Genomic DNA, 12638 nt, shown 5'->3' with positions numbered 1-12638 from the left:
AAACGATATTATTTCAATGCCTGCGCTATAGTAAGGGTGATTATCAAGAGATTATAATGAATGGAGCTATGGCGTATGAATAAAAAGCAGAAAAAAGTACTTGCGCGTATCATAATCGCAGCGGTACTCATGATTATATTACATTTCATACCGGTTAAGGGAATTATCAGGTTCCTGCTTTACATGGTGCCTTATCTGGTTATAGGATACGATATCCTGAAAAAAGCATTTAAGGGAATCAAAAACAAGCAGGTATTTGATGAAAACTTCCTGATGGCGGTTGCCACTGTAGGTGCGATAGCGGTTGCACTTTATGAGAATGGTGACTATACAGAGGCTATAGCCGTTATGCTCTTCTACCAGATAGGAGAGCTGTTTCAGAGCTATGCAGTCGGAAAGAGCCGTAAGAATATCAGCGAGCTCATGGACATCAAACCCGACTATGCCAATATCGAGGTGGACGGAAAGCTCACCCAGGTTGATCCTGATGAGGTTGCTATCGGCTCAGTAATCGTGGTACAGCCCGGTGAAAAGGTCCCTATCGACGGTGTGATAGTTGAGGGCTCATCTACATTAAACACCAGCGCACTTACAGGTGAGAGCGTGCCGAGGAATGCAAAATGCGGTGATGAGATAATCAGCGGATGCATCAATATGTCAGGTGTTTTAAAGATTAAAACGACCAAAGAGTTTGGCGAATCAACGGTTTCAAAGATACTTGACCTCGTTGAAAATTCAAGCTCAAAGAAATCAAAATCAGAAAACTTCATATCAAAATTTGCCAAGTATTACACTCCGGCAGTCTGCTACAGTGCACTTGCACTTGCGATACTGCCACCGATTGTCAGAATACTTTTCATGTCAGCCGCACCACAGTGGGGCATATGGATATACAGGGCACTTACCTTCCTTGTAATAAGCTGTCCGTGCGCGCTGGTCATCAGTATTCCGCTCAGCTTTTTTGCAGGAATCGGAGGCGCCAGCCGCGAGGGTGTTCTTGTAAAGGGCTCAAACTATCTTGAGACCTTATCACAGACCAGATACGTTGTATTTGACAAGACCGGCACCATGACAGAGGGCGTTTTCGAGGTGGCAGGAGTCTACGACAATACGCTCGATAGAGAAAAGGTGCTCGAGTACGCAGCACTTGCAGAGAGCAGCTCATCGCATCCAATCAGCAGAAGTTTACAGAAGGCGTATGGAAAGGAAATCGACAGAAACCGCGTGACAGACATTGAGGAAATCAGCGGCCATGGAATCACCGCAAAGGTAGATGGCATATCTGTAGCGGCAGGAAACTATAAGCTTATGAAAAAGCTGGGCTTAAGCTACAGTGAAACTGACAAGGTCGGCACCATAGTTCATATCGCAATAGACGGCAGATATGAGGGCTATATCCTTATCTCAGATAAGATAAAGCCAACCTCAGCGGCAGCAATAAAGGCATTGAAAAAAGCCGGAATAAAATGTACAATAATGCTTACAGGCGATTCGAGGACAGTAGCCGACTCAGTAGCGGCCGAGCTGGGAATTGATGAAGTATACAGTGAGCTTTTACCGGGTGATAAAGTAGCAAAGGTAGAAGAACTGCTCGCAAGAAAGGGCAGTAAAGAAAAGCTAGCCTTCGTCGGAGACGGAATCAACGATGCACCGGTGCTCTCAAGAGCCGATATAGGAATTGCAATGGGCGCCATGGGCTCAGATGCAGCAATCGAAGCCGCAGATATCGTCCTCATGGATGATGACCCGCTAAAGATAGCAAAAGCAATAAAAATATCGCGCAAATGCCTGCGAATAGTATATGAAAACACATACTTCGCAATAGGTATCAAGCTGATCTGCCTCGTGCTCGGAGCAGTCGGAATAGCCAATATGTGGCTCGCAATATTTGCAGACGTAGGAGTAATGGTGATAGCAGTGCTAAATGCAATCCGCGCATTATTCGTACACAAGCTCTAAATGCATAGAGCCCAAAAAGCAGATATCAAAGCATGATGAAACTACTATATAAAAAATACCAGACAGAATGCACCCAAGAGGTGCACTCTGTCTTTCGCGTATAAAGAAGTTACTGTTCACACGAAAGTGTGACAGTAACAAAAGACAATTAAACGGCAATAGCTAATAAACAAAAGCTAAGTAAATTCCTGCAGTGCCCTTACACGCATCCGGACCAGCCCCGTAACTGCGAAGGCACTGAGCAGTTACGCTCCCGCCAATACGACGCGTCAATACCTTAAATGAGCCAAAAACTAAGGGTGCTTGTAGAAATTGCATGAGACATCGCGAATATGGAGATATTTAGAGTCTGTTGGAATTATGTCACAACACAGCAATGTCCGTGCATGGACGCACGGACGGCGCTAAAAGCCGGTTGCGTCCTATAGCCAAAACCTAAATCATAATTCCTACAGAGTCTTAATATCGAAATACTGAGCGAAGGCACATGCAATTTATGCGGAGCACCCGCCCCATAGCCAAAAAGTAAATATAACGCAAAAATAGCGCAGAAAGGACACCACACCATGAGCGAAAACATAAATGAACAGATAGAATGCTGCGACTGCAACGAAATCCACGAAGATCTTCTGAAAATAGTAAATGATACAATGCCGGAGGAAACCGAGCTCTACGACCTTGCAGAGCTTTTTAAGGTATTTGGCGACTCCACCAGAATCAGAATCCTCTTTGTGTTGTTTGAAGCGGAGGTATGCGTCTGCGACCTTGCAAAGGTGCTCAACATGACACAGTCCGCCATATCACACCAGCTTAGAATATTAAAGGCAAACAAGCTCGTAAACAGCAGACGTGAGGGAAAATCAGTGTTTTATTCACTTGCCGACGGACATGTGCGCACAATCATTGCGCAGGGACGTGAGCATATCGAAGAATAATACAGGGAGGAATATACGTGACAGAATTAGAAGAATACTATAACAAATTTAACGAGGAAAAGCGCCTGAACAGCCGCCACGGCAGGGTAGAGTTTATCACCTCCATGAAGTATATACACGATTGTCTTGGCAGCTTGATGAATGAGAAGCAGCTTGATCTTCGCTCACAGATTAAAATCCTGGATGTCGGTGCGGGAACAGGCAGATATTCAGTGCCTCTTGCCGAGGAGGGCTATGATGTGACAGCACTCGAGTTAGTTAAGCATAACCTCGGCAGACTGAAGCAAAAGAGCGATAAAGTAAAGGCATACCAGGGCAATGCCACAAAGCTTAAAAAGTTTGGAAACGATGAATTTGACCTCACACTCGTATTCGGACCTATGTATCATCTGAAGTCGGCAGAGGAAAAGCTTGCCGCATTAAATGAGGCAAAAAGGGTGACAAAACCGGGTGGTTACATACTTGTAGCATACATTATGAATGAGTACAGCGTGATAACCTATGCCATAAAGGAGAAGCATATAAAAGAGGGAATAGATGGCGGAATGCTCGATGAGAGCTTCCATTGTACAGAAAAAGCTAATGATTTGTACAGTTTTGTCCGATTAGAAGATATAGAGGCATTAAACGCACAGGCAGCCCTTACACGCGAAAAGATAATAGCAGCCGATGGCGCGGCAAATTATATCAGGCCATATTTGAATGCTCTTGACGAGGAAGAGTTTGATATGTTTGTACAGTATCATCTTTCAACATGTGAGAGAGCAGACCTGATGGGAGCAAGTGCGCACACGGTTGATATTTTAAGGGTGTGTGGTGATTCTGAATAAAGCCTTTTCAAATATAACACAGTATAAGATTACATATGAGGAGAACTATGAAAAACAAGGGATTAAAAATTCTATTATGTGTGCTTTTGGTTTTATGCATCATTATGGCGGGAGCACTCATAGGAAAAGAATATATTGGAGATAATATAAAGGAAGCCGCTAACCGGAATGGTGTGGATGTAGTTAAAGACACATCGGATACCGAAAAAGAAGACGATAACGCAGTTGACAGTACAGCACAAGGCACAGGGAGTACACAGTCTGATGCAACCAAAGCTGATGCAACAGAAGCGGATACACAGCAGCCACAGATGTCAACCATAGTGATTACGGCTACAGGAGACTGTACACTCGGCAACAATCAGGAGCAAAGCTATGACGGAAGCTTTAATTCTTATTATGACTCAAAGGGACAGGACTACTTTTTCGGCGGTGTGAGAGATATTTTTGAGGCTGACGATATGACACTCATCAATCTGGAGTGTGTGCTATCGGATGCGACGGATCGCGTAGAAAAGCGCTGGAACCTTAAAGGAAAGCCTGGCTTCATCGGAATTATGACGGGCAGCTCCATCGAGGCCTGCAGTCTTGGAAATAATCACACATACGACTATGGACAGCAGGGACTTGACGATACGAGAAATGTGCTCGACAATGCCGGGATAGTGTATGGCTTCAATGATCATACCGGTATTTACGAGACGGCTGATGGGACAAGGATTGGAATAGTGTCGGTCAGCCTTTTGTCACAAAACGGTGACCGAGAGGCATATATCCAAAACGGTATAGCGCAGCTTCGTGAACAGGGAGCGGCGATAGTTATCGCATGCTGCCACTGGGGCATAGAGGGTGACCATTACCCTAATGACTATCAGCAGGCGGCAGCACATCGTATCATCGACTGGGGAGCAGACCTGGTAGTCGGAAACCACCCTCATGTACTGCAGGGGATGGAGGTCTATAACGGCAAAATGATATGCTACAGTCTTGGAAATTTCTGCTTCGGAGGCAATAAAAATCCGGCAGACAAGAACACGGCGATTTATCAGCAGGCATTTACTCTGATAAATGGTGAATTGCAGCCGGGCATAGATGCTCAGATTATTCCATGCACCTTAAGCAGCGTAAGCTCATACAATGATTTCAGGCCGACAGTGGCTTCGGGCGAAAAAGCTCAGGAGATATGCAATTTAATGAACACATATTCACAAAATTATAGTAAAATAGAAATTGATGGGCTTGGAAAGCTGCATGTAAATTAACAGTAGGTAACTATTCAGAACCACTGAGAAAAAGAAGGGCTGAATAGTTACAATATCATTTTTTTACGAATTAAGATAAAAAGCAGTCATGCAACAAAAGGCATGTACCATCATACAAATATAGTAAGGGAGCAAAGAGCAATATGTATATGTGGAGAGAGCGCAGTAAAGAAGAAAAGCATGAGGATGTAGTAAATACAGGCCTGCTGCCGCTTGATGTGGTAGAGGGATTTAAGATACGTCCGGGCTTTTTCAGAATGTACGGAGCGTGCGTGGCATCGAACGGAGTGAGCTTTACCATCAATTCCCATGGAGCAACAAGGTGTACTCTTTTATTGTTCAAGCCACAGGCACCAAAACCGTATGCGAGGATTCCGTTTCCTGATTCATATAGGATAGGAGATACCTACTCCATGCTTGTTTTTGATATAAAGCCGGATGAATTTGAGTATGCATTTTCGTTTGACGGACCATATGAGCCGGCAAAGGGACTTTTGTTTAACGAGGAAAATGTCCTTTTAGACCCATATTCCAGAGCGGTCACTGGACAGCGAAAATGGGGAGAAAAGCCGGAGGGTGGCAAGGATTTTGAGTACAGAGCCAGAGTTGTAAAAAGCAGCTTTGACTGGGGCAACATAAAGCAGCTTGAGCAACCCTTTGAGGACCTTGTGATTTATGAGACACATGTGAGGGGCTATACAAAGGATAAGTCATCTGGAGTCAGCGCACCGGGTACATTTGCCGGTTTGAAGGATAAGATTCCGTATCTTAAGGACCTTGGAATAAATGCAGTGGAGCTCATGCCGATTTTTGAGTTCGATGAGATGGAGAGCGCGAGAGTGGTCGATGGTGTGCAGCTTTACAATTACTGGGGCTACAACACAGTATCATTTTTTGCACCGAATACCAGCTATGCCTTCAACGAGGAGCACAACCACGAGGGAGACGAGCTGAAATCGCTGATAAAGGCTTTAAAGGAAAATGGCATAGAGGTCATTCTTGATGTGGTGTTCAACCATACCGCTGAGGGAAATGAGATGGGACCGTGCTTCTCCTTCAAGGGAATAGACAATAACGTGTACTATATGCTTACACCGGATGCACACTACTACAATTTCAGTGGCTGTGGAAACGTTATGAACTGTAATCATCCTGTTGTGCGCAGCTTTATCATAGACTGTCTGAGACACTGGGCCATTGAGTACAGAGTGGATGGCTTCAGATTTGACCTGGCTTCCATTCTCGGAAGAGACCAAAACGGTGCACCTATGGCCAATCCGCCGATTCTTGAGTCGCTGGCATTCGACCCGGTACTTGGCAAGATGAAGCTCATCGCAGAGGCCTGGGATGCAGGCGGACTGTATCAGGTGGGAAGCTTCCCGTCATGGAACAGATGGGCTGAGTGGAACGGCAGATACAGGGATGACATGAGAAGCTTTTTAAAGGGCGATGACGGTATGGCGGGAAATGCCATCACACGTATCACCGGCTCACGCGACCTTTACAGCCCGGAGAGCAGAGGACACAAGGCATCAGTCAATTTCCTGACCTGTCATGATGGCTTTACACTGTATGACCTTTACTCATACAATGAAAAGCACAATGAGAAAAACGGCTGGAATAACACAGACGGAGACAACAACGGACATAGCTGGAACTGTGGCGCAGAGGGCGAGACAGACGATCCAAATGTAAACGGACTTAGAAGGCGCCTTATAAAGAATGCATTTGCAGCGCTTTTGTGCAGCCGTGGCCCGGCGATGTTTTTTGCGGGCGATGAGTTCTGTAACACCCAGTTTGGAAACAACAACGCGTATTGTCAGGACAATATCATCTCATGGCTCGACTGGAGCAGGCTTGAGGAATTCAAGGAAATCCATGATTTCGTGCGTCATATGATTCAGTTCAGGAAAGAGCATCCTATACTCAGAAAGATGACAAAGCCTTCATCCTGCCAGTTCCCGGAAATCAGTGTGCACAACGGTACACCGTTCAATGCCTCAACGGATTACAAGACAAAGCTTATCGGCATCATGTATGCCGGAAGAAATGAGGAGGACACGGAGGATGATATTGTATTCTATTGCATGAATGCATATTGGGAGCCGCTTGTAATGCAGCTTCCGGTGCTTCCGAACGGAAAACACTGGCATGTGGACACCAACACCAATGCAGAGTATTTTGACGGAGAGGACTTCACGGCAAAGACAGAGCTTTTGGGTGTCAACACCATAAGAGTTCCTGCAAGGACCACGATAATACTTGTGGCAGAATAACAAAAAAACAGCCCGGAACACATTGTGATATGTGCACCGGGCTGTTTTTTGTTACGGTTTTGGCTTAGACTGTAACATTTCCCCCTTTCATTTTTCAATATATTTTATGTGACATTTGCATCAGTAGCCTGTGATGGTTATGAAGTGATACCGGAAGGCATTGTATATATCACATAATCAGTTGTGAGTTGGACAAATTTCGTCTGTGAATCCAAGAAAATAATTGGGTGTGACACCAAAAATTGTACTTAAATGGCAAATGACAAAAATGTCAGGCACTCTACGGCCTGTCCTGTAGCCTGAAATAGTTGATTCTGCACAGCACATGATTTCAGAAAGAGCAATGTTGGTCAAGTTGTGGAGCCTCATCAGATAATCAAGCCTGTCAGGCACAGTTGTACTAATGGTTGATAGTTGCTTTTCTAATAGAAAGTTATTTATACTATTCATAAGTGAATTGTAACACAATAATTACAAAAATCAACAAATATCTAAAAAATACGAAAATTAAAATTACAATTTTAAATCCAGCCACCATCAAAAGTGATTATCTGTCCTGTGAGGTAATCAGGTGCAGTGATGACGGAGTAAGCCATATCTGCGACCTCACAGGCTGTGGCAAAGCGTCCGGCAGGGATTTCATCGGCCAGCTCAGCGCGTTCTGTCTCATCAAAGCAGCGGTTCATATCGGTATCTATGACACCGCAGGCTATGGCATTTACCGGAATATGCGATGGCGCAAGCTCCTTGCCGAGTGCCTTGGTAAATGCATTTATACCGCCCTTGCAGGCTGAGTATGCCACCTCACAGGAGGCTCCGACATTGCCCCAGACAGATGAAATCTGTAGTATGCGGCCACATTTATCGGCAACCATATAAGGGGTGACGAGCTTTGTAAAGTTGAAAACACCGGTCAGATTTATCGCCACGATATTGTTCCATTCCTCCGGTGTCATGTCGCTCAGTAGCCCGATATGCGATATGCCGGCATTGTTAATGAGCACATCTATATGGCCAAAATGGGAAATGGTATTCGTAACCATATCCTTGGCAAAGAAAAAGTCTCCTACATTTCCGGTGTAGCATAGCACCTCAATTCCGTATGCACAGTGAAGCTCATCAGCCAGTGCCTTTAGCCTGTCAGATGAATTGCGGCAGCAAAGTGAGAGGTTATAGCCACAGGAAGCCAGCTTTTTGGCAATGGCGGCACCGATACCGCGTGAAGCTCCGGTTATTATAGCTGTTTTATTTATGTGATTTATGTGATTGGTGTGATTTGTCTGATTTGTCATGATATTCTCCTTATAATTTATATACCGTGGTGCTAAGCCGATCGCTGCGCTGTCGGGCCGGCTTCATAGTATAAAGAAAATAATTACGTGATTAAATTACAGTTCTGCCATGGGTATGATACCTCGCTGTGAGGCTGGGCACAATAGTGTAAATTTTTATCATCTTATACAGCATAAATCATACCATAAATATATATTATGGGGTAGACAAAATTTATACATTGTGATATTATTTAATAGTTGCAAAACGAATTGCAGACGGCGTGTGGCTCAGTTTGGTAGAGCGCTACGTTCGGGACGTAGAGGTCGCAAGTTCGAATCTTGTCACGCCGATTTATTTATGTATGTATCTGAATAGTTATCGACTGTATTATTTTGGAGCACGCGCATAGCGTGTTTTTTTGTTACTGTTCAGTGTGAATAGTAACTTTTTTATTTAGTTCTTTGTAAATCAAAACAATATATTGCTTTATTGGTAAAATAACGGTAAAATAGTACTAGGGTATTGGTTTGGTTTAGGAAAGGTTCAGGAAATAGGGGATATGAATATTGTTTCACAAATGTGTGCCATTGCGGTGATGTTCGTAATAATGTATTTTTATATTTCGCAGAAAAAGATTATATTACATACATCGAAGGCTTTTGTTGAGGTATGGATTGCAGGCTTGCTGTCACTTTTCTCTGATATTTTCGCACTTGTTGCAATTGAAAAAAGAAGCGGATATCCTCATACTGCTACCAATATTATCTGCAAATTATATCTCTGGACGGTTACATGGGTTGCCATGGTGGCCTTCTGGTATATATGCGTGGATATTTTCAGGAAAAAAGAGCTTGAGCGCAAGTGGAGAAAGCGGCTGTGGATATTTGGAATCTTAACTGATATTCTGATAATGGTCGTACCGATTAAAATTTATGATTCGGATAATATAGTTTATACATATGGTCCGGCTGTTATTATAACATATGCAGTAACTGTAATTCTGCTGGCGCTTATTCTAATGCTGACAAAAAAATACAGTCAGGCTATAAATCCGAGAAGAAGAAAGAGCATGCAGGTCTGGGTGGCTCTTATGTTTATATCGGCGGTTATTCAGTTTATAGATAAAAAAATATTGATTGTCAGCTTTGCGAGTGTGATAGGTGTGCTTATCCTTTTTATTATGCTTGAAAATCCAATGGCAAATATTGACAGGGATACAGGATTTTTCAACCTCAATGCCCTTTTTGAATACATGAAGGAGGCATATGGACAGGGGAATGATGTATCGATAGTGTGTATTCGCTATGGAAGCAATGAAAATGATTTTTTCACCCGCGAGATGGAAAAAAGTATTTTTTATGAGGTGGTTTCTTTTATAAATAAGCTGCCTGATAATTATGTTTTTAGAAGCTCGGCAAACGAGTATCTGCTGGTTTTTGAGAATACTGATTGTGCAGAAAAAACAATCGGAATATTGGAACGCAGGTTCGACAAGCCATGGGGCGGTGACAATATGACGATGCTGTTTGGGGAAATATATTATCTAAGGTCTACTGAGCTTGTGCGGAGACCATCGGATATACTGGGGCTTTTTCAATATGCCAAGCGTAACAGAGCTGAGTTTACGGGGCGCGGCGTGATGCTCATAAATAATGAAGTCATTGAGCACATATATGATGAAAATTCGGTTGAGAATGAGATAATAGAGGCATTGCGCGATAACCGTGTTGAGGTATTTTACCAGCCTATTTATAACACTAAAACGCATAAATTCACCTCTGCGGAGGCGCTTGTCAGAATAAGGTCGCGCGAGGGAAATATCATACCTCCGGGCAGGTTTATTGCTGTAGCTGAGAAGCGGGGACTCATTTTAAGGCTTGGAGAGCGCGTGTTTGAGATAGTGTGCAGATTTATTGTACAGCATGATATACATGCGATGGGAATTGAGTATATTGAATGCAACCTGTCAGTGGTGCAGTGTGCTTATGACCATTTAGCGCAGGATTTTATTGCAATTATGGAGAAATATCATGTGGATGCAAATGATATTGTGCTTGAGATTACAGAGTCTGCATCTATCACTGAAAAAAAGATACTGCTTGATAATATGAATGCCCTGCGTAAGGTGGGAGTGAGGTTTGCGCTGGATGATTTTGGCACAGGTCAGTCAAATTTAAGCTATATTGTTGATATGCCGATTGACATTGTGAAATTTGACAGAGGCATGACAAATGCATATTTTGACAACGGAAAGGGCAAGCCGGTTATGGATGCCGCAATGGGCATGATTCAAAAGCTTAAGCTTGAGATTGTTTCTGAGGGAATTGAGGAGAAGGAGCAGTTGGCAAAGCTGGATGAGCTTGGAATAGATTACATTCAGGGCTACTATTTCTCAAAACCGAGAAATGCTGCTGAGTTTATTTCATTCATAGAAAGCAATAATACATAGTTTATTTCATTCATAGAAAGCAATAATGCATAGTTTATTTCATTCATAGAAAGCAATAATGCATAGTTTATTTTATTCATACAAGATAATAATGATATGAGGGGCAAAAGGTATTTTGCCCCTCATTTATGATTAATCAGATTGCTACATGCTACGCATTCCCGTAATCTGACTACACCTCGAAATCCGCTAATTTTCTGCGTCCCCGCAGCAAATTGCTACTTTCTCGGTGTAGTGCGGGTCACTAAGGTATACATCGAATTGCATGCAAGCGTGCATCGATGATACCTTTTGAACCTTTAATCATAATATTTGGGTAGAAATGTTTCCATATGGCAGGGGCACCTATGAATCTTGAGCAATAATTATTTTTATTTTTTCTGAAAATTCACTTTTTTTGTCTTTTTATTTAGAAAATACTGGCATCACATGATGCAAAGAGTTAGGAGGAAAATAAAATAAGTTCAATAGATAATAGAATCCAATGGTTGGAAGGTGAGATATCAGGGATTCAACAAAGACTGGAGACCATCACTGAGGAAGGAACAATCTATCCAACACAAAAGGATGGAAATGTTAAATGGTATGTTTGGAAAAATGGCAGAAGAGAGTATTTATCAAAGAAAAATGATAAAGAAATCAGAAATCTTGTCAATAAAAAATATCTGGAGCTTTATTTGAAGGATACAATAAATGAGCTCAGACTACTCGAGACAAACAGGAAGGCCCGGAAAAAATATAAAACCGATTATGCCCAGAAAATGTTGAAGCAAAAACATTATAGAAGTATACTTTTAGCAGTTGATAAGAAGGACAATGAAGAGACAAATGAAAAGACACAGGTTCCTAACCCTGAAGCACTCAAGTTTTATACTAAAATGGGAATTATAGTGCGGTCAAAATCAGAAGTAATTATTGCGACAGCCTTGTATGATAATAATATAAAGTTTGAGTACGAGAAGGCGATTAAAATCTCAGATGGTATTTATTATCCCGATTTTACGGTTGAGAAGAAAAATGGCGATATAATTCTGTGGGAGCATCTTGGCTTGATAGACAATCCTGATTATCGAAATAAAGCTTATCGAAAGATATTGAAATATAACGAAAATGGATATTATCAGGGGAAAAATCTTATATTGACATATGAAACAGCGGAAAGTCCATTGGACCCAATGGATGTAGAACATGAAATAGAAAAAATGTGCAGGTGATAAAATGCTCAAAAAATTACGAAGAAAATTTATAGCCATAGCAATGTTATGAGTTTCAATTGTTCTTATTGCAATTGTAGGCACGATAAACATCGCAAACTATATAAGTATAAACGAGGCATTGGATGCGCGCCTTAAGCTGATTGACGGAAACGGAGGAACATTCCCGGATCTTTTAGATACAGAAAACGCAAACACAGATACATTCGGCAATACAGCAGATGAAAGTACAAATAAAGAGACTCCCACGCTCAAAGAGCCACCATCCGGCAGGACAGATGTACAGCCACCGGAGGATATGAATTTACAATCGTACAGTAAATTAAAAATATTTTTTTACATGCATTTTACACACTAATGATTTTGCATTTTACATTTCCCTATTACTATATCAGTTGTAACGAACAAAGAAACAAATTCAAGAAAGAAATGAAAGAG

General features: G+C 42.3%; 9 protein-coding genes and 1 tRNA gene. 9 read left to right on the top strand and 1 reads right to left on the bottom strand.

The features are described 5' to 3' along the window. Positions 1 to 75: 75 nt before the first annotated feature. The 5 genes from EUBREC_RS13345 (at position 76) to glgX (ending at position 7262) form a co-directional block, all read left to right on the top strand. Positions 76 to 1959, top strand: coding sequence for a heavy metal translocating P-type ATPase (locus EUBREC_RS13345; protein WP_172622361.1), 1884 nt, complete (start codon positions 76 to 78; stop codon positions 1957 to 1959). A gap of 566 nt (positions 1960 to 2525) precedes the next feature. Next, entirely contained in the window at positions 2526 to 2894 is a 369-nt protein-coding gene (locus EUBREC_RS13340; RefSeq protein ID WP_012743722.1) for an ArsR/SmtB family transcription factor, read from the top strand. A gap of 17 nt (positions 2895 to 2911) precedes the next feature. Continuing rightward, positions 2912 to 3724, top strand: coding sequence for a class I SAM-dependent methyltransferase (locus EUBREC_RS13335; protein WP_012743721.1), 813 nt, complete (start codon positions 2912 to 2914; stop codon positions 3722 to 3724). 47 nt (positions 3725 to 3771) lie between these two features. Then, positions 3772 to 4986 carry a CapA family protein gene (locus tag EUBREC_RS13330; protein ID WP_012743720.1) on the top strand — a complete coding sequence of 405 codons (1215 nt, stop codon included), beginning with the start codon at positions 3772 to 3774 and terminating at the stop codon, positions 4984 to 4986. 143 nt (positions 4987 to 5129) lie between these two features. Beyond that, entirely contained in the window at positions 5130 to 7262 is a 2133-nt protein-coding gene (gene glgX / locus EUBREC_RS13325; RefSeq protein ID WP_012743719.1) for a glycogen debranching protein GlgX, read from the top strand. Positions 7263 to 7783: 521 nt separating this feature from the next. On the opposite strand, the gene ymfI is transcribed toward glgX, so the two are convergent. After that, on the bottom strand, positions 7784 to 8554 hold the full coding sequence (ymfI, locus tag EUBREC_RS13320; RefSeq protein ID WP_012743717.1) for an elongation factor P 5-aminopentanone reductase: 771 nt from the start codon (positions 8552 to 8554) through the stop codon (positions 7784 to 7786). A gap of 259 nt (positions 8555 to 8813) precedes the next feature. On the opposite strand from ymfI, the gene EUBREC_RS13315 reads away from it, so the two are divergent. The 4 genes from EUBREC_RS13315 (at position 8814) to EUBREC_RS13300 (ending at position 12558) form a co-directional block, all read left to right on the top strand. Next, positions 8814 to 8887: transfer RNA gene (locus EUBREC_RS13315), tRNA-Pro, on the top strand. A gap of 209 nt (positions 8888 to 9096) precedes the next feature. Continuing rightward, entirely contained in the window at positions 9097 to 10986 is a 1890-nt protein-coding gene (locus EUBREC_RS13310; RefSeq protein ID WP_012743716.1) for an EAL domain-containing protein, read from the top strand. A gap of 488 nt (positions 10987 to 11474) precedes the next feature. Continuing rightward, positions 11475 to 12200: a PDDEXK family nuclease gene (locus tag EUBREC_RS16725; RefSeq protein ID WP_012743715.1), complete on the top strand. Its 726-nt coding sequence runs from the start codon at positions 11475 to 11477 to the stop codon at positions 12198 to 12200. Between the two features lie 121 nt (positions 12201 to 12321). Next, the gene (locus tag EUBREC_RS13300) at positions 12322 to 12558 is read left to right on the top strand and encodes a hypothetical protein (protein ID WP_012743714.1); all 237 of its coding nucleotides are present in this window, start codon (positions 12322 to 12324) and stop codon (positions 12556 to 12558) included. Positions 12559 to 12638 lie beyond the last annotated feature (80 nt).

The sequence above is a fragment of the Agathobacter rectalis ATCC 33656 genome (assembly GCF_000020605.1).
Taxonomy (GTDB): domain Bacteria; phylum Bacillota; class Clostridia; order Lachnospirales; family Lachnospiraceae; genus Roseburia; species Roseburia rectalis.
This window is presented reverse-complemented; position numbering and strand designations above follow the sequence as displayed.